This window comes from Paenibacillus spiritus (assembly GCF_008710135.1).
Taxonomy (GTDB): Bacteria; Bacillota; Bacilli; order Paenibacillales; family Paenibacillaceae; genus Paenibacillus_AQ; species Paenibacillus_AQ glufosinatiresistens.
The window spans coordinates 21227-44979 of the sequence record NZ_VYKK01000015.1 but is presented as its reverse complement, the minus strand read 5'-3'; the positions used below and the strand labels follow the sequence as shown (position 1 = coordinate 44979).

19 protein-coding genes and 1 tRNA gene are annotated in these 23753 nt (G+C 53.1%); 6 read left to right on the top strand and 14 right to left on the bottom strand.

Features of this window, described 5'->3' with window-relative positions:
* Positions 1 to 144 precede the first annotated feature (144 nt).
* From F4V43_RS11005 to F4V43_RS10995, 3 genes are all read left to right on the top strand, one after another.
* Positions 145 to 1935 (top strand): DEAD/DEAH box helicase, encoded by a 1791-nt coding sequence (locus F4V43_RS11005; RefSeq protein WP_150458291.1) that lies wholly within the window; start codon positions 145 to 147, stop codon positions 1933 to 1935.
* Positions 1932 to 3011: a YqhG family protein gene (locus tag F4V43_RS11000; protein ID WP_150458290.1), complete on the top strand. Its 1080-nt coding sequence runs from the start codon at positions 1932 to 1934 to the stop codon at positions 3009 to 3011. Before F4V43_RS11005 ends, F4V43_RS11000 begins: the two co-directional genes overlap by 4 nt.
* 112 nt (positions 3012 to 3123) lie before the next feature.
* Complete coding sequence (locus F4V43_RS10995) at positions 3124 to 4155, top strand: hypothetical protein (RefSeq protein WP_150458289.1); 1032 nt, start codon at positions 3124 to 3126, stop codon at positions 4153 to 4155.
* Positions 4156 to 4273: 118 nt separating this feature from the next.
* Here F4V43_RS10995 and F4V43_RS10990 read toward each other — a convergent pair whose 3' ends face one another.
* Positions 4274 to 4456: a YqzE family protein gene (locus F4V43_RS10990; RefSeq protein ID WP_150458288.1), complete on the bottom strand. Its 183-nt coding sequence runs from the start codon at positions 4454 to 4456 to the stop codon at positions 4274 to 4276.
* A 181-nt stretch (positions 4457 to 4637) separates the two neighbouring features.
* Between F4V43_RS10990 and F4V43_RS10985 the strand changes: the two genes are divergently transcribed.
* Positions 4638 to 5369, top strand: a complete 732-nt coding sequence (locus F4V43_RS10985) for an N-acetylmuramoyl-L-alanine amidase (protein WP_223879860.1) — start codon at positions 4638 to 4640, stop codon at positions 5367 to 5369.
* 4 nt (positions 5370 to 5373) lie between these two features.
* Here F4V43_RS10985 and F4V43_RS10980 read toward each other — a convergent pair whose 3' ends face one another.
* The 7 genes from F4V43_RS10980 to F4V43_RS10950 form a co-directional block, all read right to left on the bottom strand.
* Positions 5374 to 6255, bottom strand: coding sequence for a divergent polysaccharide deacetylase family protein (locus F4V43_RS10980; RefSeq protein WP_223879859.1), 882 nt, complete (start codon positions 6253 to 6255; stop codon positions 5374 to 5376).
* 130 nt (positions 6256 to 6385) lie between these two features.
* Complete coding sequence (locus F4V43_RS10975; RefSeq protein WP_223879858.1) at positions 6386 to 6856, bottom strand: aminoacyl-tRNA deacylase; 471 nt, start codon at positions 6854 to 6856, stop codon at positions 6386 to 6388.
* A gap of 147 nt (positions 6857 to 7003) precedes the next feature.
* Positions 7004 to 7345: a hypothetical protein gene (locus F4V43_RS10970; RefSeq protein WP_150458287.1), complete on the bottom strand. Its 342-nt coding sequence runs from the start codon at positions 7343 to 7345 to the stop codon at positions 7004 to 7006.
* Positions 7346 to 7358: 13 nt separating this feature from the next.
* On the bottom strand, positions 7359 to 7745 hold the full coding sequence (locus F4V43_RS10965; protein WP_150458286.1) for a hypothetical protein: 387 nt from the start codon (positions 7743 to 7745) through the stop codon (positions 7359 to 7361).
* Positions 7746 to 7906: 161 nt separating this feature from the next.
* Complete coding sequence (locus F4V43_RS10960) at positions 7907 to 9796, bottom strand: S-layer homology domain-containing protein (protein WP_150458285.1); 1890 nt, start codon at positions 9794 to 9796, stop codon at positions 7907 to 7909.
* A gap of 42 nt (positions 9797 to 9838) precedes the next feature.
* A complete protein-coding gene (locus F4V43_RS10955) occupies positions 9839 to 13999 on the bottom strand; it encodes an Ig-like domain-containing protein (protein ID WP_150458284.1) in 4161 nt (1386 codons plus the stop codon).
* 196 nt (positions 14000 to 14195) lie between these two features.
* Positions 14196 to 14280 (bottom strand) — tRNA-Leu (locus F4V43_RS10950).
* Positions 14281 to 14460: 180 nt separating this feature from the next.
* Between F4V43_RS10950 and F4V43_RS10945 the strand changes: the two genes are divergently transcribed.
* Complete coding sequence (locus F4V43_RS10945; RefSeq protein ID WP_150458283.1) at positions 14461 to 14895, top strand: hypothetical protein; 435 nt, start codon at positions 14461 to 14463, stop codon at positions 14893 to 14895.
* Between the two features lie 91 nt (positions 14896 to 14986).
* On the opposite strand, the gene F4V43_RS10940 is transcribed toward F4V43_RS10945, so the two are convergent.
* From F4V43_RS10940 to F4V43_RS10930, 3 genes are all read right to left on the bottom strand, one after another.
* Positions 14987 to 15214, bottom strand: coding sequence for a hypothetical protein (locus F4V43_RS10940; RefSeq protein ID WP_150458282.1), 228 nt, complete (start codon positions 15212 to 15214; stop codon positions 14987 to 14989).
* An 89-nt stretch (positions 15215 to 15303) separates the two neighbouring features.
* Positions 15304 to 15621 carry a hypothetical protein gene (locus F4V43_RS10935; RefSeq protein ID WP_150458281.1) on the bottom strand — a complete coding sequence of 106 codons (318 nt, stop codon included), beginning with the start codon at positions 15619 to 15621 and terminating at the stop codon, positions 15304 to 15306.
* A 106-nt stretch (positions 15622 to 15727) separates the two neighbouring features.
* Entirely contained in the window at positions 15728 to 16300 is a 573-nt protein-coding gene (locus F4V43_RS10930; RefSeq protein ID WP_150458280.1) for a xanthine phosphoribosyltransferase, read from the bottom strand.
* Between the two features lie 189 nt (positions 16301 to 16489).
* Between F4V43_RS10930 and F4V43_RS10925 the strand changes: the two genes are divergently transcribed.
* On the top strand, positions 16490 to 17605 hold the full coding sequence (locus F4V43_RS10925; protein ID WP_223879857.1) for a hypothetical protein: 1116 nt from the start codon (positions 16490 to 16492) through the stop codon (positions 17603 to 17605).
* Positions 17606 to 18292: 687 nt separating this feature from the next.
* Here F4V43_RS10925 and F4V43_RS10920 read toward each other — a convergent pair.
* From F4V43_RS10920 to F4V43_RS10910, 3 genes are read right to left on the bottom strand one after another with little or no spacing between them, the layout of a single operon-like run.
* Positions 18293 to 21193 (bottom strand): AAA family ATPase, encoded by a 2901-nt coding sequence (locus F4V43_RS10920; protein WP_150458279.1) that lies wholly within the window; start codon positions 21191 to 21193, stop codon positions 18293 to 18295.
* Entirely contained in the window at positions 21190 to 21729 is a 540-nt protein-coding gene (locus tag F4V43_RS10915) for an ABC-three component system middle component 1 (protein WP_150458278.1), read from the bottom strand. The genes F4V43_RS10920 and F4V43_RS10915 overlap by 4 nt, the downstream gene beginning before the upstream one ends.
* On the bottom strand, positions 21722 to 23212 hold the full coding sequence (locus tag F4V43_RS10910; protein WP_150458277.1) for an ABC-three component system protein: 1491 nt from the start codon (positions 23210 to 23212) through the stop codon (positions 21722 to 21724). The genes F4V43_RS10915 and F4V43_RS10910 overlap by 8 nt, the downstream gene beginning before the upstream one ends.
* Between the last annotated feature and the right edge of the window lie 541 nt (positions 23213 to 23753).

Here is a 23753-nt window from a genome sequence, read left to right as displayed (position 1 = left end):
CGGAGGGGGCAATAGCTCGGTTTTTCGGACCCGGGGACCCCATAAACCGCGCCGGATCGCGCTTGACACGGTTATGAAATCTTTGAATCCGAGCCATACTACTAGTCAACTGTGTTCCACAGAACCGCCGGAGGAGGCCGCCGCATGAATTCCAACGCCGAGAACGCATCCATCACTGCCGATTCAACCGGTCCGCAGCCCGCAGACCTGCCCCTTCCCGGCATTCCGGCCGCGTCCTCTCCCCTTCCCGTCCCTCTCCATATCGACCGCAGCTGGCAAGGCGAGCTGTCGGAACGGCTGGACCGGGGCGGGCCGTGGGGAGACTGGCGGCTTGCAAGACTTGCGGTGGAAGGAGAGGCCGCAACCCTGGTCACAAGCTTCGACGAGCTTCAATGCCTCAAGCAGCTGAGCAGCCTGTCTCCCTTGCCCCATCAGAGCGAGACCGCCCGCCGGGTGCTGCTGGAGATGTCCGGCCGCGCCATTCTCGCGGATGAAGTCGGACTCGGCAAGACCATTGAAGCGGGCCTCGTGCTGAAGGAATACCTCGTCCGCGGGCTGGTGACCCGGGCGCTGATTCTGGTCCCTGCTTCGCTGGTGCTCCAGTGGGTGCGGGAACTCAATGCCAAATTCGGCATTCCCGCCGTCGCCCAGAAGAAGCATTATTCCTGGGACAATGAGATTGTCGTCGCTTCCATGGACACGGCCAAGCGCGATCCCCACCGCGAGCTGCTGCTCGGACGGGAATACGACATGCTGATTATCGACGAGGCCCACAAGCTGAAGAACAAGAAGACGACCAATTATCAGTTCGTTCAGCTGCTTCGCAAAAAATACTGCCTTCTGCTCACGGCCACGCCCGTCCAGAACGATCTGGACGAGCTGTTCAACCTCATCACGCTGCTGAAGCCCGGGCGGCTCGGCCATTCGGGGGAATTTGCCTCCAATTACGTCGAAGGCAAGCGGCAGCCCAAGAATGAGGACCGGCTGCGCGGCGAGCTGGCCAAGGTCATGATCCGCAACCGCCGCGGCGAAGGCGAGGTCTCCTTCACGAAGCGGCGCGTCACGAATGTACCGCTGTCGCTGTCGGAGGAGGAACGGAGTCTGTACGACGGCGTGACGGCTTTTGTGAAGGAGCAGTATGAACAGGCGGGCGGCAACCTCAGCAGCATGCTCTCGCTCGTCACCCTCCAGCGCGAGGTATGCAGCAGCCGGGATGCCGTCTTCGTGACCCTGGTCAACCTGATGAAGAAGCTCCCGCCCGACTCCCCGCGGCGCGAACGGATGATCGAGCTGCTGCAATTGATCCGGGCCGTCAAGACCAACACCAAGGCCGAGAAGACGCTCTCGCTGATCCGGGACATCAACGAGAAGGTGATTGTGTTCACCGAATACCGGGCGACCCAGGAATATCTGCTTCAGTATTTCCGGGACAACGGAGTCGTCGCCGTCCCGTATTCGGGCGGAATGAACCGCGGCAAAAAGGATTGGATGATGGACCTGTTCCGGGGCCGCGCCCAGGTCATGATCGCCACTGAAGCCGGCGGCGAGGGCATCAATCTGCAATTCTGCCACCAGATGGTCAATTTCGACCTGCCCTGGAACCCGATGCGGGTCGAGCAGCGGATCGGCCGGGTGCACCGGCTGGGACAGCTCCGCGATGTCTGCATCCACAATCTCTCTACACTCGGCACAATTGAAGAGCATATTCTGCATCTGCTGCATGAGAAGATCAATTTGTTCGAGATGGTAATCGGCGGGCTGGACGACATTCTGGAACGGTTCGAGCAGCGGGAATCGCTGGAGAAGAGCCTGTACAAGATTATGCTGGAAGCCCGGAGTGAAGAAGAGATCCGCCGGCGGGTCGATTCCATCGGAGACGAGCTGGAGGAGATCCGCCGGTCCGGCGGGGATGCGGAACGGAGGATGACGCCATGACGATGAGTTCACGCGCAGTCGCCCGGCAGGTGCTGGATTATCTGGCGGCGACCGAATGCATGATTCTGGAGAAATCGCCCGCCCATGTTACCGTCAAGCTGTCTCCGAGGGCCGACCGGATGCTGACCGACCGTCCCTATTATTGGGGGTTCGTGGACCGGACCGGCGCCGAGCCCCAGACCCTCTCCTTCACCTTCGTGTTTGATCCCGAGAAGTACGACCGGATGGCGGCGGAGGGAGCTCCCCAGGTTCCTCCGCGGAATGCCCCCGGGACTCCGCAGCAAACGCAGCGGGCACCGGCCGTGCAGCAGACGCCCGGGACCGCGCCGGGTGAGGAGCAGCAGGAGAGGGAGCCGTACGAGGGAATGCAGGAGCAGCCGCAGCCCGCGCCGCAGGAGGGCATCCTGGCCCGGTATTTCGGCGTGACGCCGATGGTACCCCGCCTCGGCCCCGGGCTGATCCGCCGGGAGGATGTTACCTTCGGCAGCCGCCGGCTGCGTCAGATCTGGGCCGCCTCCCGCGAGGAAGGCCGGATGCTCCAGCTGTTCGAGCAGCCCGGGGTCCGGCAGAGAACCACGCTGTTCTCGGCGGCTTACGAGCCCTGGCTCGCCGTCTGCTTCAAGGTGGGATTCCGCTGCGATCTGAAGCGGGAAGAGCTGCATATGCTCGGCGTGTCGCTGCTGGACGGGCGCGTCGCCGAAACGTTCGATGAACGGCTGAACCGGCTGGAGCTGACGCCCAGGCTTCCGGAGAATGTGCATATTGAACCGGCGGGCCTCACCTTGGAAGAGGGCGCGAAGGTGCTGGAGCAGAATCTGACGGACCGGCTCGCCGGACTGGACTACGGCTGGGCGGAGGCGGCGAGAAGCCGACTGGCCGCCGAGCTGGAGCTGATTGACGGGTATTATGCCGAGCTGCTGAAGGAGCCCGACGAGGCGAAACGCGCGGCGGTCCAGGAACAGTACGACGGGCGGCGGCGGGAGACCCTGTGGCAGTACGAGCCTCATATCGACGTTACCGCCCTGGTCTGCGGGCTGTTCTACCTGAGAAAGTCCTGGTCCGACCCCGCTCGCTAAATCCGGTCAAAAAGATCGCCCGGTACAGGTTCGGCCGCGCGACAGCAAGCAACAGTCTTTTTGACTGCGCTGTTCTACACTGGATAACAGAACTTAGAAAGTCGGTGATCCCTTGCCTATCCATCCGCATCCTCCCAAGGACGGCCTTTGCGGCTTCAGCCTTCGTCTCGCGTTTGCCGGACTTGCACTGCTTGCGGGACTGGCCGCCGCCTGCGGTCCCGTCTCGGCCGTTGGCGCGCCGCCTGCGGCGGCCGCCGTCCATCCCGCTCCCGTCTCGCTTCCGGCGCCGACCGCAGATGCCGCCCCTTCCGTCCGGCTGCTTGCCTTCGTGCAGGCGGCTGTGGACAAGCTCTCGCAGCAGGAGCCCTACGGTTCCTGGATCGGCGCGAAGCCTTCCGTCTACCCGCTTGGACCCGGCACGCACGGCTGGCTTGTCCAGTTGACGGCGGACGGCCGGCGCGTCGGCTATCTTATCGTCACCGCAGCAGAGGACGGCGGCTATGCGCTCTCGGAATACGGAGCGGGCAGCAGCGGCCTGCCCTACGATCTGGAAGCACTCCGCGCCTTCTCCGCGCGGAACGGACTCCTTCTCTCTTCCCTCTCTTCCGGAAGCTGGCGGCTGACGCCCTGCTACAACGGAATCCTGCCTTACTGGAGACTGGACAACGGCTCCAGGGAGCTGCTCGTCAGTGCCGTTCAGCCGGAACTCCTTCCCGTCTCTGCGGCGGCTCCATCTCCCGATTCCGGCGAGGCGGCGAACGCACCGGTTCTGACAGGGATACTCACTTCCGGGAACGCAGACCGCTATTCGCCGCAGACCGTCCTTCGAGCCGAAGCGCCGGCGGACGACCCTTACGACAATCTCTTCTGGCTGTCCGCCCCCCGGCTTCGCCCGTCCTCGGGAGCCGAGCTCGTCGCGCTGCTTCGCACTTCGCCTGCCCTGGTCTTCCGGGCTTCGGGCACGAATGGAACGGGCAGCGGCCCGCTGGCAGTCACAGGTTGCCAGGCGTGGACCCCCGCCGGGGAGCCCACGGACGGAGCGGAGGTTTTATACGCCGCTGCCGGACCCGGCGGTCAGCGGATGCTGCCGCTGGCTTCGCTGCTCCGGGCAGGGACCCTGCAGGCTTACCCAGCGCAGCCCTGATCCATTATGGACATAAGATTAGGGACATAAGAAGGCCCCCTGCCCGTTAACGGGAATCAGGGGGCCTTCTTGGTGCTTCTTGGCTTGGGCATCTGCCCTCCGCGAAGAGGGCGTACGGCTACCGGCGCCGTTCTTCTCTGCTTGCCCTCCATACCGACCAGCCCAGCGGCAGCATGCCGAACCACCGCTCGCTCCAGGGCTGCCGGACCGGCCGCACCCGCTCCGCGGTGCGCGGTCGGTCCATGGCGACCACCATCCTCTCGGTAATGAACCGGACCAGCTCTTCTCCGTCCGAAGCCATGTCTCATCCCTCCATCCGCTTCCGGCATCCTATACAATAAGGATGTCCGTCGGGGACCCGGCTCATTCGGGAGTGACATGAATAATTCTGCCTGCCGGGGAACAATCTAACAGAAGCGCTCCGAAGCGGCCAGCCGACCGGACGGAACCGCTCCCACTCTATCCTCAGGAGGGAACCTGCCTTGAGTGACCGATTTCTCGTCCCGCTTCGACCGATCGGACGGACGCTGCTGCTTGCGTCCTCTCTGCTGACGACCCTGCTTCTGCCGCCCTTCGGAACCGCCGACGCCGCCTCTCCGGAATCGGGACACCGGGAGACGCTGATCGGCCACGGCCACCGCATCATCCTGATCGACGCCGGGCACGGCGGCATTGACGGAGGCACATCCCACGGCAAAATTCTCGAGAAGGACATCACGCTCGCCATCTCCCGCAAGCTCTTCCTGCTGCTGCGCAGCGACGGCTTCGACACCGTGCTGAACCGGTTCGGGGATTATGCGCCCAGCGAAGACAACCGGTGGCTCCGCAGCCGTTCCCGGCATATGCGGGACCTGGCCCAGCGCAAAGAGCTGGCCGAGACGCTGCCCGCCTCCCTGGTCGTCAGCATTCATGTGAACTGGGCCAAGTCGCCGGTCAAGCACGGTCCGCTGGTCCTCTACCGCCAAGAGGGCCGAAGCTTCATGCTGGCCGAAGCGATCCAGGAGCAGCTCAATACGCTGTACGGCACCCAGGCCGATCCGGTGCAGGGCAAGCCCTTCTACCTGCTGAACCGGATTTCGGCGCCGACCGTCATCGTAGAGGCCGGATTCGTCAGCAGCCCGGCAGACCGGGAGAAGCTGACGACGCCCAAGGGGCAGGAGGCGCTGGCCGAAGCCATTGCGACCGGCATCGCCGCTTATCTGATGGAGCTGTAACGCTCTAGGGGAGCAGCGGCTTGGGCGTCCAATGCCACTCTTCCCGCAGCAGATCGGAAATGCCCACGAAGACCACTTGGTTCTTAAGCGACTCATATCCGGTCCGGATGCCGGCAGCCGTCTGCCGCCCCTGAACCCCTACATGTCCGATCGTAATGCAGAACCGGTTGTCCCGGGCCATCTTGCCCGCCAGCGACATCTGCTTCGACACATGGCCGGCGGTATGGATATCGTCGAGGAAGATCTGGTTCTCCACCTTCGGCAGCCCCATCTCCAGCGCCATCCGGCCGACGACCGAGCGGTAGTTGGTCTTGCTGTCCACGAAGAACAGGCCTCTCTCCCGGCATACGTCCAAAATAATCCGCATCACCCGCTCGTCGCCGGTGACCTTCGAGCCCATATGGTTGTTGATGCCGATGGCATACGGCACATCGTCCAGCGCCGCTTCGACCCGCTTGCGCACTTCGCCGTCGCTCATGCGGGCCAGCACCGCCCCGGGACCCAGCCATTCCGGCTTGCCCTGCCGGGGCTCCATCGGCAGATGCAGCAGCACATCGTCGCCCCGCTTGTGCGCGCGGGCGGCGTCGGCCTTGGTGGTCGGCAGAAAGGGCATGACCGCCACCGTCAGCTTCATCGGCAGCTTGAACATCTCGTCGGTGCCCTTCATGCCGTTGCCGAGATCATCAATGATGATCGCCATCCGGCTGACGTCCGCCGCAGAGGCGACGCCTGTCTCCCCCCCCTGCGGAACGCCCGCACGGTCTTCCGGGCCGAGCGCGTAAGCCTCCGGCCCCATCCCCATAACCGCCGCCCCCAGCATCAGCGCCGCCGCCCACCTTGCTCCGGCCCGCAAACGCCTTCCCGCACTGCCTTCTCTGCTTCTCATCCCGTCTTCCTCCTTCTGCTTCAAGTGAAGAATGTTCTGCCTGTAAGGCTCATTCTTTGATTTCGGCGAAGGAAATATGTACGGGCCCTTACGGCCAAGTAATGACAGGTCTCCTCATCCGGTACCCTTTTTATTCCAGATATCCGGCGACCTTGACTGCCCGTTCCAGATCTTCCGGCCGGATGCGCAGCGTCGACCCGGATACTCCCGTCCCGCCGTATACCGCCTCATAGCGGAACAAGCCGCGATGCAGCACGACGGGCAGGCCGGCTTGAATCAGGGATATATCGCCTACCCTGCTGCCTGTCGCCGTCTCGGCTTCGGCCGGAGAAGCCATTTGCACCGTCTCCGCTCCCAGCACCGGCTTCAGCAGATCCCAGTCGATTGGCCCGCAATCCCCCGGAACAATCAGGGCAAAGCAGCCCTCCGTAGTAACTCCGATCAGCGTCGGAGCCGTCTGTCCCGGCTCAATGCCGAAGAAGGCCGCGCCTTCGCGCGCGCTTCGGATCGGCTTCTCGTGTCGGATAATCGCATAGTCCGCTCCCTGGGCATCCAGCTTGGCCCGGAGGTGGTCCAACCGGCTGTCTTTATCGTCGCTCACCGTTTATTCTCCTCATTTCCTGTTAACTTGCGAGACCAGCAGGCATTCTCCATAAGCCTCGCACCAGGCCGGGATCATCGCCCGGACCAGCGTCTGGAACAGATCCAGACTCACCGCCTCAATCCCATTCATTCTGGCAGCCCCCTTCTATTCCTTCTGTTCCAGCCGGTACACCGCGCCGTTATCCATGAGGCCCCGGACAAAAAGACGCTCATGCCCAGGGTCCTGCTTGAACTCCATGATCCAAGTAGGGAAGACCCAGTCCGTCCAGGTGCGCCGGCCTTCAACCGCAATTCCGACCGTATTGCCGATGCTCTTCCGTTCCGAGTCTTCCACCACGTCGACCAGCCGGTAGACCCTTCCGTCACGCCATAGCAGATTTCCCTTCTTCTCGTAACGGTCGGGTCCGGTACGCGTATGGACGGCATACCCGCCCGCTGCCATCAGTACGGTCAGAAGAAGCAGCAGGGCTGCCGTTCGTTTCCTCATCATCCGGCCCCCTTCAAATCTTTCGGCCCACATAGAGCGCATGGTTGCTGATTCCAAGCAGCGACGGCTCTTCGCAGGTCTTCAGGTTATACTCGCTCCAGATATCAAATTGTTCCGCGGACAAACCGTCAATGACTTCTTCCATCAACCTGCCGACGCCGTCCGCGGCCGCATGCGCCAGCTTCACGGTCTTCCCTTCCGCGAACGTTCGCTCGATCCGGGCTCCGTAATACAGAGAATAAATGCCCGCACCCGCGCCCAGCTCCAGAATGGAAGCGCCCCGATCAAAATGCCGGTCCAGCAGATGCGTGGTGGTCATGAACTCCAACCTTCCTGTATTGGTCCCGGTCAGTCTTTCAGCCTCATTATAGCGTTCATAGTACTCCGTCACAGCATTCATTCGTATACTCCCCCCAAGTTCCTTCTTCTCTTTCACATGAATCTATTCGACATTATCCAGTTTTATCCTTTCCTGTTTTTCGCTGAAACGAGAAGAAGACCCCCAATCTCTCTCACGGGATCGGGGATCTTCCTGCTGTTAAGGATAGTTAGAGCAGATCGTTAGGAATTAATCAGTTCGTTCTGTACCAAGAGCCTGCGGATCATAGCTGCCGCTTCGGCGCGGGTCAGAGCCGCATTCGGCTTCAGCTCGCCGCCGCTGCCCTTAATCCAGCCGGCGTTCACGGCAGACGCAACCGCCTGCTGCGCCCATGCGCCGACGCGCCCGCCGTCGCGGTATGCCTTCAGCACATTGGCTGCTCCCGCCTGCTCCTGCACGCCGCCGCGCAGTGCCGCCGCCCGGTTCAGAATCGCCGCCGCTTCGGCGCGGCTGATGGAAGCCGCCGGTTGGAAGCTGCCGTCGGCATACCCGCTTACCAGCCCGTACGCCTGGGCGGAGCGGACAGTGGCCGCATACCAGCTTGCTGACGGAACGTCCTTGGGCAGAGCGGCGCTCTTTCCATCGCTCTCTCCGTTATAGAGCCCCAGTCCGCGCATCAGCACCGCCGCGAATTCGGCGCGGCTGATCATGCGATTCGGCTGGAAGCGGCCCTGAACATCGCCCTGAACGATCATCCGCGAAGCCAGGTCGGAGACATCGGCCCGGCTCCAGTGCTTAGCCAGATCCGTCAGCGAAGCCTCATTCCAGATCAGCGTATAGAGACTGTTGCTCATGCTGTTGATGATCGCCGCATAACTGCCGTCGGTTTCGCGGATAATCCGGGTCGGAATATGTTTCAGCACGCCGTCCTTCGACAGAACAGCTGCGGTCGTGATCTTGGAAGCATCGACTCCCGCCGGAACGGCAATGCTCCGTTCCACATAACCGCTGAACTGGTCAATATTGACACGCTGGCCGCCATACTCCGCTGCGACCGTGAATTCCACCGGCGTTGCCGCCAATGCTACGCCCTGCTTCCCGGCGGCCGCTCCCGCCTTCGACGCCGAAGCCGCGTCCGCTTCTTCCATCGCAACGGAGATGGTAATGTCGGAGAGCGAATCCGCCGCCTTCAGCTGCTCGGCTACCTTGTCAATTCGGATCATCTTCGCAGGCAGCACATAGGAAGCAAAAGCGGTCTTTACTTCCATTTCCGCTCCCTTGCCTTCCATTGCTTTGACCAGCGTCCCATTCAACACGCCGACCACACGGTCCGCCGAAGAATTCTCCAGGGCCAGCGTCAACCGGCTCTGATTCTCCTGTTCAATCAGCTCCAGCGCTTTCGTGTTGTCCACCTTAATCTGTGTGACCGTGCGCGATCCATCCGCCGTGCTCGAAGCTTCGGCATAGGAGGGCTGCTCCTGCCCGTTCAGATATACCTTGACTGCGGCCGGCTTCGGGGTGGCCGCCGGCCCGTTGTCCCGGCTGGCCGAGATGACGCTGACATTCCCCCCGGTAACCAGGACGGAGAGAATATCGGGAAGAGCATTCTCGCCGAAGGCGGAGCCTGCGAACAGCAGCTCTTCTGAATTGCCTGCCGGCAGCTTCAGGGCGGTCCCGCCTACCGGGCCGACCGCCTTCACTTCAACGATGAACAGCACCTGTTCACCTGCAAGGGGATGCTCCGCAGCGCTGCCCGCACTCGTGTCCAGCCAGGCGGCGCGGACGGTTCCTTCCTTGCTGTCGATTCGGGAAGTGAAATAGCCCTTGGGGTCCGAAGCGCCCAGCGCCGGGTCCGCATTCCCGTAGATCGGGGTGATGCCGGTTACCTGAATGCGGGCCGGATCATACTCGATCTGAACATTATAGGAAGAGACGCCCCGGGCCGCGACGATCTTCACCGGCACGGAAGCCGCCTCTCCCGGAGACAGCGACGTGTCTCCGAGGATCAGCCTGACGTCCGGCTCTCCCGCCGCCGCGGCTGCGGCGGGCGGGGTCCAGGCGCTGCCCAGAAGCAGCGCAGCCGCCAGCAGCATCAAGGGCAGCCCCTTGAGGATACGAAGTATTTTTGGCATGAATGAATTCCTCCTGATTCTCGTTCACTGAGTCCCTGAAGACTAGTTGGTGTGATTGCCCAAATACACGAAGGTTCCCGCCGGATAGGAATTCCACTGATTGAGCCGGAATACGGACGAACCGCCATAAGAACCCGGCTTGCGCACAAGGGTTCCGCCCGAAGCCATGAAGGGACTCTGTCCAGTAGCGGTCGGATCGCCCAGCACATCAATGACCTTCCCGGAAGCATCGGTAATGACCAGCGCATTCAAGGTGAAGACAGCCGGATCATAGCCGTAGAACTCTTCGTTGAAATACGTAATGCCCGTGCTGTCCATGGCGTCATAGAAGTTGCGGTCCAGCATGATATACAGCATGTTGTTCTGCCAGGAATGCGGATTTAGCTCTATGGAAGTCGTCTCCACTTTGTTCGTAGCCTTCATGTACTTGTACAGCACGAGCTTGTAGCCGACATAATTGGCATTGGGCACCGAGCTGTAGATTTCGAGCGCCTGCCGGCCGTCCCCCGCATTCAAATATTCCGAGAAGAACGGTCCCGGTATGGCCGGGGCGGTCGTGAAGGTCCAGCCGGTCTTGCCGTCCAAGGCGGAACTACCGGCGCCACGGTCCGTGACGAATGCGCCGGCATCCATCTTCACGTAGTACGACGTGCCGTCGGCCAGCACATTCGGCCGGATCGTCGCAGCGGTGCCGGATACGGTTACCTTCGAGCTGTCGCCCGCATCGATCTGCTGCACAAGACTGTCGTCCGAAGTGCGGTAAATCGAGATATTCTTGCCGGATCCGGCCGTAATCGTCTTGTCAAAAGAAACCGTCAGCGCTCCGCGCTTGTCCGCCGCCGCCTCGCCGGAGGCGGGAGACAGGGTCACAACCTTGGGACCGCTCTCGCCAATAACGGTCATTGCAGGCGACTGCGCCGGCTTGCCGCTCTGAAGCGCGCCGGATTTGGCCGTGACGCTGAAGTTCGGGACAATCCCGTCGAACGGCGTGCCGTCATAGTTCAGCATCAGGTAAGCACTGCCGCCGTCGGCATAGACCGCGTCCATCACGGTCACTCCGGCGGGAGCGTTGTTCAGCTCAAAGTCGCCGCTGCCCAGCGTATCCTTGAAGGCGTCTCCCGTTATTTCAAGCAGCAGAACCGCTCCTCCGTCGTGCATCATCTGCACGGCCGAGAATTCGCTGGCGGTATTGGCAGCCGTGAATCCGCGCGGGTCCGGGGTTGCGAAGCTCCAGGCCCCTTCGGTCAATCCTGCGAACGGGTTGCCGCTCGTATCCGTCAGCGCTCCGGGCTCGATCTCGATGCCGTAGCGTGACAGTTCCAGAAGCCCCGGGTTCGCAATCGTTACACTGGCGCCGTTCACGAGAATATTCGCGGTATCGTCGGCTGCATATTCGGCTGCGACATCCTGGGTGTCCAGATTGCGCACAATGATCTTCTTGCCCGCCTGCGCCTGTACCGGCTCATTAAATGTCGCGGTCAGAGCCGCCGAAAGGGCAACTCCGGTTGCGGATGCAGCCGGGAGCGTTCCGGACAGAACCGGTGCGATGGTATCCGGCGTCGAGAAGCTCCAGGCGCCCTCCCCAGACAGTCCGGCGAAGACATTGCCTCCTTCATCCTTGAACGCTCCGCTATCCACCTCTACATAGTAGCCCGTGCCGTCGGCAAGACCCGGATTGGCGAGAGTCACGACACCGTCCGCAATCTGAACGGCAGCCGGATCGTTGGCATTATAGGTCGCCACAACCGTATGATCGGATGCACGCATAATCCGGATCTGCTTATTCACCGCCGCGGTTACTTCCTCACTGAATTCCAGGACGAGAGGTGCCGTTCTTCCTGCGGCGGCCGATCCGCGTACGGGACTGAAGCTCGCCGCCGTCGGTGCTGTAAGATCCGGAACGCTGAAGTGCCAGCCGCTGTTGTCCGCGAGTCCGGCAAAAGCATTCCCGGCCTTATCCGTCAACGCTCCCGGCTCAACCGTTACGTAGTAATCCGCCTTCTCCTGAAGCCGGAGACCGGTAAGCGTAACCGCAGTTCCTGCGACCGCCACGCGGGAAGAATCCGCCGCATCCAGTTCAAAGACCGCGCTGTCGTCATCCTTCAGATGAACGATGATCTTCTTGCCCGCTACCGTTTGAACCGGTTCGCTGAACGTCATCTTCAGAGGTTCTTGGACGCCGGCGGCAGCGGTTCCGTTCACCGGCAGCGTCGAAGCGAGCTGCGGCGGAATCGTATCCACCATCGCGAAGCTCCAATCGGTGCTGCCGTCCAGCGCCGCTGATCCGTTGCCAGAGGCGTCCTTGAACGCTCCTGCAGAAATATTGACCTGATAGTGCTTGTCCGCGCTAAGACCCGGGTTCTTCACAGTGACCTGATTGCCTTGAACGGTCACCTTGGCAGCGTCGTCCGCGTCAATCGCCGCAGCTGCCGTCTGGCTCGCCATATCATAGACCGTAATCGTCTTGCCGGACACGGCTTCTACCGTCTCGCTGAAGGTCAGCACAAGGTCGCTGCCCGGAAGAACCTGCTGCGCGTGATTGGACGGAGTCCAATCGGTCAGCGCCGGCGGCGTGACATCCGCTACCGTAAAGTCCCAGTCCGAGGACCCGGTCAACCCTTCGGCCGCATTGCCCGCCAGGTCCATGAAGGTCCCTTCCGCCACCGTGACGTAGTACGTCTCCAACTCTCCGAGCGCATCCGGCTTGATCGTGACAACCGCTCCCTGAACCGTGACCCGCGAAGCGTCGTCTGCCGGAAGGGTCTGGGCAACGCTGCCGTCGGCACGGTGCAGAACCACCGTTCCGCCCGCTGCCGCCTGAACCTGTTCATTGAAGGTCAGCACCAGACTGCTGTCTGGGAGCACTTTCTTCGAATGGGCCAGAGGCAGCAGCGAGGAGACCAGAGGGCCGTTCATATCCGGAGTGGTCAGGCGCCAGTCATTGGCATTCGTCCAGCCCGCGAACGGATTGCCCGCCAGATCGACAAGGGCGCCCGATTCAACCGTAATGTAATAGTCGGTCAACTCCTGAAGATCCAGGTTGCGCAGCGTAACCCGACTGCCGCTGAAGCCGATATGGGCGGCATCGTCCGCCCGGTATTCCTTGACCAGCGTATGATTAACAGTGTACAGAGCGATAACGCCGCTGCCGGCTTTGACCGGTTCGTTAAATTCAAGCGCAAGCTCTCCCCCGGCCTGCTGCTTCGTCAAAGCGCCGGAAGGCGACGGAGCCAAGGCCAGCTCCGGAGGAGCGGTGTCCGGTACAAAGGATGCCGAAGCCAGGGTAACCGGCACTCCCTGCGCGCTGCCGCCGGCCGCCCGCGGCGTCACCTCTGCGAACAGATAGAAGCCGAGATCCGCTTCCCCGATTCTATAGGACTTCCCGGAAGCGTTCCCGATCAGGGCTTTATCCGAACCGTCGGCCTGTCTCCCCCGGTACCACCGGTAAGAAGCGGCCGTCTCTGCGTCCTCTTCGGCGTCATAATAACGATATTGCGCCGTGAGTGTTCCCGTAACCTTCAGTTCGCCTTCCAGCCGTCCGTCCGCGATGCCCGGAGCATCGTTGACTTCCAGCAGATTCACGATATAAGTCGGGGCAACAGAGCTGCTCTTGCCCACATACCCGGTCAGAAGAGCCGTAGAATCCGCCAATGTGACCACGCCGTCCCGGTTAATATCGTAGAGGTTGATTTCTTTAGGGGTTAAAGGCGTTTTGCTGTTCACCAGCTTGGTAATATAGAGAGCATCCGCCGATGTGATCTGACCGTCACCGTTGATGTCGCCGGTCTTGCTGACATCGACCATCCAGGTATCAACCAGTGCTTCCGCGCCCGGCTTCCCGGCCCGCAGCTCAATCTCCGCCTTGCCGGCTGCCAGAATATTCAATACCAGCTCCCGGCCTTCAACGGAGGCTGTAACGGAACTGCTCTTCGATACGGCCGACCAAGCTCTGGAGCTGTCGAAATTCCAGGCCCGGTGTTCGCTCAGGTCCACGCGGATCGTCGTTCCGCCGGTCTGGATGGCGGTGCCGCTGGCGCTCAGCCAGCCAATGTCCACATTCCGGACAGGCGTGAGAATCGACGAGGCCGGAGATCCGGCTGCGAATCCTGTATTTCCGGCTGGCGCTGCGGCCACAAGGGCACAGAGCAGCAGCAGCTTCACTCTGAATCCCGGAGATTTGTAGCGTTGATTAGTGTCTTTCATCCACTGCCCACTTTCCCTTCCGAATTCCCCTCGGTGATGAAGGATTGATTACGGAGATTCCCATCCGTAACGTTGTTTGTCGGCAGATCGTGTGACAAATGTTATAGCCAATTTTATGATGTAAAAAATTAATTTTCCGCCCTCTCCGGACAACAAAAAAGAAGCTCCAGTCCAAGGACTGAAGCTTCTTTCGGAATGCGGTCGAGAGGACTCGAACCTCCACGGGGGGTTAGCCCACACGGACCTGAACCGTGCGCGTCTGCCAATTCCGCCACGACCGCGTATCATAGTGATTCCGGTTAACCGGCCACAAAAAATATCATACCATCTATCCAAGCGAGACGTCAACCTTAAATTTATACAGATAAATTTGATTTATTTTCTGGATATTTATTGCTTTCAATTGCAGGAAAATGTATAATAAGAACAAAGGTTCGCATACTATAATTGAGGTGATTTCAATGGCGACGATCGCGAAATTTGAGCCCGAGACAACCCGTGAAGAGCTTGCTCTGGTTCGCAGTTACCTGCTTCTGACGTTTATTCATAAAGTATTTGAACGCGACTGCCGGACCATCGGCAAGAGCGGTCTGTTCAAGATGCCCCAGCTGTATATGGAGCTGATCTCCGTCGGAGCCAAGAAGACCGCCCTCATGCTGCAGGAAGTGAACCGGGAACTGGCTTCCCAGAACATCAGCATCACCACGATCCGCCAAGATCAGCGGGGCGTTGAAGCCGAATACAAATGCCGCGGGTATGTCGGCGAGATGAAGATTGACTGGCAGAGCTTCCGCAAGGAGATGACCCTGCGCATGCGGGCGTATCTGGGACTGGCGGGCGAATATTCCATTCTTGCCCGCGACGAGATGAAGACACAGCTGGCCGTGAGCCTGTAAGCCCATTATATAGGAAGACAGAACACAAGCCGCCCGGATCGAACCTTCGATTCCGGGCGGCTTATTCTTGCTTCTCGGCGCTGCTGCTTCCTCAATCAGAGTCGGTCTCGATCAGGTTCGGTCTCGGCTCCTTGGCCGGCATAATGAGATAGTCCCGGCTCAGCTTGACGACGTTCCGGTTCGGGCGGCGGATCATGACTTCCTTGTCATTCCAAGCCAGCACAATTCCCCGGACATCATTGCTATCCAGACCGTCCCGGACCACCCGCACCTTCTCGCCGGAAAGCCGGTAGGCGTTCAACTCTTCATCGCTGATCATAAGCTTCCCCCTCTCCGCACGATTAAAAAAGACCACAATGAAGGTCATTGAGGTCTTGTTAATATAACACGAACGTGAACGATCACGAATTAGATCAAAGCCTCGTTCTTCTCGAACCAGTAGTCCAGCACTTTCGCGGACATGACCCGTTCTTCCACATATTGAACCTGGTTGGACGTGAACAGGTCCCGCCAAGCGTAATCCAGTTCTTCGCACAGACCGGCAATGGTCAGCAGCTCGGACCAGGCTACATAGCGCTTATACCAGAAGAATTGAGGATGTTCGATCATATAGGGGTACAGATCATCAAAGTCCGTATGCTTGCAGTCGAGCGCCCGCTCGAAGTGATCCTTGGCCTCGGTTAGTTTATCAATAAAGAATTGCTCTGTCACCGGTTCTTTCCCCATTGTGACGCCTCCTCTCCTATGTCTGTCTTTAATTATAATGGAAAAAACATAGGCTGGAAAGTCGATGTTAAAAAATTAGGCAATGTTCCCGAATTCGTCAGAAATTTCATTCCTCAAAAGCAATCTGGCCGCCGGCCAGCGACCGGATGCGCGCCAGCGATTCCACGCGAACCCCCTGCTCGCGGATCGTCCGCGCCCCCGCTTCAAAGCACTTCTCCACCACGACCCCGAATCCGGCCAGCTCCGCTCCCGAACGGTTAATGATCTTAATCATGCCGCGCGCCGCGTCGCCGTTCGCGATAATATCGTCGATGAACAGCACTTTATCCTCCGGCGAAATGTACTGGCGAGAGATCATGATGTCCGTCACAATCCCCTTCGTGAAGGAAGGCACCCGTTCGCAGAGCGCGTCGGGGTCGGCGAGCAGCGTTTTTTTGCGGCGGGCAAATACCAACGGTACGTTCATCTCATAGGCGGTTGCAAATGCCACGGCAATACCCGAAGATTCCACGGTCACAATCCGGGTCACTCCCTGATCCGCGAACCGGGCGGCGAACTCCCGTCCCATTTCCATCGTCAGCTGCGGGTCCACCTGGTGGTTCAGCAGACCGTCCAGCTTCAGCACCTGATCGGATACGACGATTCCTTCCTCCAATATCCGCTTCTTCAATAATTCCATGACCCTCTGCCTCCATTTATTCCAAAATGCTTGCGTTCTCCCCCGCCCGTTCTCCGGCATCTGCCGGAGTCGCGGGAGTCATGTCCTTCTGCTCCCCATCATAACCTGTACTATATGCGGTGCACAAGCCATTCCGACAGGCATTCGCCGGCTGGCCGGCCTGCGCCAAGACGCCTTGGAGGGATTGCCATGAGATCGACTCTTCGCTCGCTGCAAATCGCTTTTACGTACATCGGCACCATCGTCGGAGCCGGGTTCGCGACGGGTCAGGAAATACTCCAGTTCTTCACCCAATACGGCCGCTGGGCCCTTCTGACCATCGTTCTCTCGACGGCCGCATTCGTCTGGCTGGGCTGCAAAATGATGCTGCTGGCCCACCGGATCAAGGCCCGCTCCTACGAGGATTTCAACCGGCACCTGTTCGGCGAAGGCGCCGGCAGCCTTATCAGCCTGTTCACCCTGCTGATTCTGATTGGCGTCAACAGCATCATGCTCGCCGGAGCCGGAGCCATCTTCCAGGAGCATCTCGGTCTGCATACCCAGACCGGCCTCATCCTGACCGTCGTCGGCTCCTACCTGCTGCTCCAGCGCGGAATCTCCGGCATCATGCAGATGAACAGCATCGTCGTGCCGCTCATGCTGACCCTGTCGCTGGTCATCATCCTGAACACCTTCGGCACCCCGGACCCGCTCCGCTATATGCTGCTCGATACCGAGCGCAGCCCCTGGATGGCCTGGCTCTCGCCGCTTCTCTACACCGCCTTCAACCTGGGTATGGCCCAGGCCGTACTCGTGCCGCTGGCGGCAGAGTGCAAGGACGAGCGGACGCTGAAGCTCGGAGGCCTGATCGGGGGACTCGGCATCGGCTTTATGCTGATGGCGGCGCATTTTGCCATGAGCGCCCAAATGCCGGGCATCCTCCAATTCGAGATCCCGATGGGCAGCATCGCCTTCAGCCTCGGCCCGGTCGTCCGCCTCATCTACCTGGCACTGATCTTCATGGAAATCTTCAGCACCTTCGTCGCCGACATCTACGGCGTCTCCCTCCAGCTCCAGCAGCGGCTCCCCCTCCCCGCCAGACTCGTCACTCCGCTGCTGATGTTGATCTGCTACATCTTCAGCCAATTCGGCTTCAGCTCGCTGCTGTCCGTCTTCTACCCCCTCTTCGGCGCATTGGCGCTGGTCTGGGCGTTCAAGCTGATCCTGACGCCGCCCGTTCCGCCGGGCGGGGAGGGGTATGCAGGGGGAGGCAGTAGCAAGGGGCTGGTGGTGCCTGTGCCGGTGGTGAGGGAGAGGGAGAAGTAAGAGGAGCGTAGAAGAAGAGGATTAAAAAAGGCGGCCATCCGGGGGATGGCCGTCTTTGAGGATATAGGGTTTGTAAATCGGGAAGATTAGTGCTTTTTCTTCACAGGATTTTAAGTCCTGAAGTAGTCCTCTTAGACCCTTTTCTACGCTACGGGAAGATCGAGCATAAAGCCTTTAACTATGCGGGTTTAAGGCATTTTTTTTGCTCCATACTCTCTGCGTTCAGAGATTTGGATATCCAGCCATGTTAGCAAAAATGCTAGCAAAATTAAGGTTATACAAACAAAAGTACCTCTTCCTGTTTTTACTCCCGTGCCCAAGATTATAAGTTCCCTTAGCCCCTTTCCTACACCACAGAAAGTTCAAACACAAATCCTTTAACAACGAGGTTAAAGGTACTTTTATGCTTCACACTCTCTACGTTCAGGAATTTGGATGAGCAGCCATATTTGCAAGTATTTTAGCATGAATATTTGAGTACGTTTAGGTCCCTACCATATCAAGATGAATATGACTACTAAGCCGTAAGAGAAATGCGAAAGAAAGCCCTGCAGGGAAAGGGTTTGGTCCTAAAATGGGCTTACTTTTTAAAAATTAAAGCATTATAAATACAGAAAAACTCTTGAACAAATCTGCTACCAATACTGTTAAAAGAAGAGATAATATTTCATATTACTATAGTAATTTTTATTTATGAATTATGTCTTCTTCATCATCTTTTAGAATATCTTCAAATAATTTATTTAATTCTAACTTCCCTTTAGAAAGAGACTGAGACGAATGAGTTCTTATAAATTTCCCTGAGTTCATAGTAAGGATAGGACCAGCCTTAGTTAATCCTTCGAATTCTAAAGTTGACAGATTTTGGTACCTGAATTTTTTTAACATTAAACGATAAAAATTTATATCATGAGTTGAAATAATAAATTGTTTTGCAGTGGAATGTTTCGTTAACTCTCTAATAAAATCAACTAAAAAGGAGGTATTGAGATCATCCATACTTTGAATTGGATCATCCATTGCAATAAGAGATAAAGGAGTCCATTCTTGTTTCATTGCCATTGCTAAAAAGATTGAAAGAGCCGATCCATTTACTTGTGCTGAACTAAAAATAAATGAAGGATTTGCAAAGTTACCATCATTCTCACTAACATTATAAAGAAGTCTATTTGCTTTAAAATTTTTATTTTTATCATATTTAAAATTAGTAAATAAAGGATGGGGGCTAATTCTTTGGTATATTTTAGATATATCATCAAATAATTCATCCATTACATTTTCATTAAGCTTATCAATGGTTATAGGAGTTGCTTTGATTGCTGCTTCAATAACTTCTAAGTCTTTTTTTAATTTTGTACGGTTGTTTATAAGATTCAGCTGTTTTTTTTCATTAATATCAATTTGAGTTTTCAAGGATTTTGAATGCTCAAATGCTTCCATTTGTTTAATAGAAATTGAGAGTTCATCATTTGCGGTCTTCCAATTATCAATTTTTTTCTTTTCTAACTTTAATTCTTCTATTTTTGTGTTGAAGGATATTGATAAAGAGTCATCAATATCATCAATGGAATTAATTTCAAAAATATCTCTAAAACTATCAAAAAGTACTTCTTGATTCTTTTTAACATTTGAGACAATAATATCTATTTCATTTGTATTATCTAATTCACAGGAACGTAATAGATTATTTTGAGTTTGAGCTAAGTTGGCCTTGTTTATTACTATTCGTGATAAGCTATCATTTAATAATTCTTTTAAGTTTGATATATTCGTTTCCTCTATTTCAAATTTTAGATTTTTGGATTTTTCAATGAAATCAGAGTTGAACTCTCTCAAAAAATCTATTTCTTTTTGCAACAATTCACATTCTTTATTAGTAAACAATAATGATTGATGTACTGAATCTATTAATTTTGTTAATTCATCAATTATTCTTTTGAACTCCAGCAGATAAATAGTATAATCATTTTTTATTTCTATGATCTCTTTTTCTATTTTTGCATAACTTAACTTTGAATCCTCGACTATAGTTGATAATCTGTTGAGATCTGGATGAGAGGTATTTTGTTGATTCAGAGTATGAGCTAACAAATGATTAGATGATATATTGTTTGTACCACACGCAGGACATGTGGAAACGTCTGGATTATTCTTAGCATAGTTTTGTATTGATATGAGAAGTTGATGGTAATTATTATCTAAATCTTGAATCTGCTTCAAAAGATTTTCATTTTCCTTTAATTCCTTGCTATAATCAATCGATCTTTGTTCCAGATCTCTTTGTTTGAGCAGAGAAGTTCTTAACTTATCAAGAATCATTTGAATTTGAAAACTCAATTCATATGAGATGTCCAACGTTTGAAGTTGTGATACCAAATCCTCACTGTTAAATGATTCTTCATTTATATTTATAGATGACTGTAATACTGTGTTTTTAGCAAGAGTTTGTTGTTGGGACTCACTTAAAATTGATATTGAAAATTCAAGCTTTTTGCTCTCTCTTTTTTTAGCTTCTAGCGATGTGTTTAAGGCCATAAGTTTATTTTCAGTTTCAAAGAAACGAACAGAGTTTTCCGTTAACCAAGTAATTTCTTTTTCTTTTCTTTGCTCAAATTCAATTTTGCGAACAATTGATTGTAATTCTAATAATTTGATTAGTCTCGGCTGCTGTTTTTCCCAACGTTCAAATGCATATATCGCATTAATAGTTTTATTCCAGGTATTTTCGTGAGTTGTCAAATAATTATTTACATAGGTTTGATCTTTAGCCAGATTCGATTTAATAAATTGGACTTCCGGGATAGATTGATTACTGATATCAAGATTTTTAATTTTTTTTTGTTGACGTATGTATGATTCTTTTAAATTTTCACTAATATTATCAGGAATGGTTATATCATTCTTCTGTAATTCTAACTTTAACTGTCCCAATAATTCTTCAATAATCTTCAGTGCTTTCTGATTCTCTTCATTCTTAGATACAATTATTTTTTTTATCTCTTGAAAAGCGTTATTATATTTATTTTGGAAATGTTGAGTACCGAAAAGAACAGATAAATTATCATACCTGTCCTTATCTTTTATGCCACGAATAAGTGAATCCATTTGTTCTTGGCCTAAAATATTCGTTAAAGATAAACCTCGCTGAAGATTAATACGACTTCTCCAATGTTCGTTAATTAACAGAATGGAAAGCAACTGTTCAGCTTCTGAGTCATAGAAAGTCTTAGAATCATTTATAACTACTTTTAATCGAGTGTTTTCTTGTCCATAATCTGTCAACTTACCAAAAGATCTGCCATATCTAAAAATATGTATTTTATGGTTATTAACAGATAATACTAAATTCACTTGTGGAATATTGTTAGAGAATTTATTTCCAATAAATTTCGTTCTACGTCTTTCATCACTTGCAATTTCGTAACGAGAAATGGAACCTGTCAGGCACCATTCTATTGCATCAAAAAAAGATGTCTTTCCATTCCCGTTTTGTCCATACAATAGGATTACATTTGAATCAGGGAAACTGAAGGAGTACTTCTCTCCGTACCCCCGAAAAGATTCTATTTCAAGAAAAGCAATTCTCATAATTCTCCCCCATATTTTGATTTTAATATTTCCAAGTTACTCTTAGGGTCAATAAAAAAATCATCACCAAGTTCTTTCTGTACTTCTGGAGAAACATTTTTTTTGAACTCCTCAAGAAACGAATAATCATCAAACAAAGTTAGCTTTTCATTAAAGTGCAAATGACCAAGAATACCAAGCGGAAGTCGATTTTCAATTGGCACTTCTTCTCCCTTGAAAATGACTAGCTTCCTAAAATATAAACGACTATTTTCAATCTCAGCTTTTAAATGTGGAGAGACAAGATCATTAACTACGTAAATAAGATATATATCCCATCTAAGAGAATCTAATTCGTCACTTAGTTTTGATTGAATAGTCACTGCAACCTCATGAGCTGTATTTTTCCAACCAGACGAAAGTTCATCCTCGTTTGTAAAACTAGATAACACAAAAATTTGTTCTGGATTTGCATACAAAAATTTTGAGTACTCTAATTTAATTCGAGATTTTTCCAATCCAGCCTCTTCTAAAAGTAAACAAATTGAATTAATCATTAGATACAACCTTTCGGATAGCTTTCTGTAAATCACTCATAGTTTGAATATTTGTTATTTCATCAAAAAGACAATTACTACATAGAATTTCGACACTTTCAAGATTACGATGTGAATTAGATTCTTCCCCATATGGACCTACAGTTGAGTCTTGACAAAAGGAAACCAATATCTGTCCAAAATTGTAAACTTCACCACAGGCTCTACATAAATTAGATTTTTGAGAATGTCTATGGTTTTCCATAATGATCGGATGAATAAAAACACTAGGGTATAGCCCTTTATTAAATCGATGTGCATAAGCTAAGACAACTCGCGGCATTGGATCTTGATGAGTAGAGTACACTAAATGTCTATATATACCGTTTTGTGGATCCAGCACAAGGTTAGCGATTCTTTCATTTATTAAATTAAATTCTGTATAAGCAATATCCAATAAAATGAGGATTTTCCACAATTGAGCTAAGCCATCTAAAAAGTTGTGATTTATTTTGGGTAAATGATAGGATTCAAAAAACCATTCCATAATAGCACTTGCCGAAAGCATATTAATTTTATCATGAGCGGAAATCATTGCAGCTTCAAGATCTTCGTGCATTTGTTCTGGAAATGAAGAGATAAAATGCTCCACCTGAGGCTTTACTTGAAGAAAGCAAGCACTTAAATCTTTTAATGAATTCTGTAAACTTAATCCATTAATAGGAAGAAAACATGATCGGATATCTTTATCAATTTGATCAAGTACTATAGTAGCTGCTGCTAGGTTACTATTCATAACTAAAACAACAATTCTCGCCCAAATTCCTTCAATACTTTCAACAGATTCAGGATTTTTCAAGATGTTTAATTTCGAAAGAATATTAGCTTGCGATTGTCCATTTGGTTCATCAAAATCATAATTCAAAATATACAAGCTCTTCAAAAAACTCCATAATTCATCATCTGTAACACTAACACCTTTGGCTTGGTCTAAAGTGGCTCGAAATAATGCGAGATAATTCTGTTTATTTTGAGAACTAAATTTTTCAGTAGCTACTTTACTCAAGTATTCTTGAGAAGAGCTGCAGTTCCTAGCCCAATGAAGAATTGGTATCAAATGGTTTATCACTGTACGAGGAGGAGGCTCTGTTACAATTATAATCCTGTCATAAAAAGGATTAAATAACTGGGGATTAGTGAAATCTGCCCAAGCTGCAGATAGAACATCGTTAAAAACAGTATTTTGAGTGAAAGCAAGACCATGTTTCACTTGTATTACAATTTTGTGAGTTGCTGTGGTTGACTTTATTGATATTAAACAATCATCAGTATGATATCCTAATTGACGAGCTTGAAAACGAACAGCTTCTATCGTACCAATTGGTGAATTCGGAAGGACTCCACCAATTAACATCTCTGTAATAAAACTAGAAAAAACTTTAATTTCAAATGATGCTCCACCACTACCTGTAGAGAATGGGTTAGATATTTGACTTAAACTCACTATAATCGCCTCATTATTAGTAGATATATTTAACTATAAGGTTCTAAAGCAAGAATGGCAATATTTATATTTTTTTGTAAAACACCTGAATATAATCAAAAAAAAGAATTGTATTTGTCTTGTAGAAGCACCTGTCCTTTGTTTTTTGAAGAACACTTCGCTATTGGCAATTACCATCCTTTTAAGGAACTGATGATGACTGATCAGACGTTTCGTTGTTCTCATACACCAGACAAGTGAACTGCCAACTCGGTAGGATTTGTTAACCCTCAATATCGAATATCGTCAAAGTTGATTCGAAAAACCATCTGTGCAACTATTTAATTCCACATCGGGATATGACACGCTGGAATGACTTCTATACTAAAAAATGTGTCTAACGCGATGCAACTCTAGAATGAAGATCGGATTTCTGCAGATGGTATATAAGATTAAGAAATTCATGTTGTAACCGTACCCTAATATTTTCACTTGTCTGTACTGGATTATTCTATGTTAATTTGTAGACACACAACCTATTTACTGTGACTCCGTAAATTTG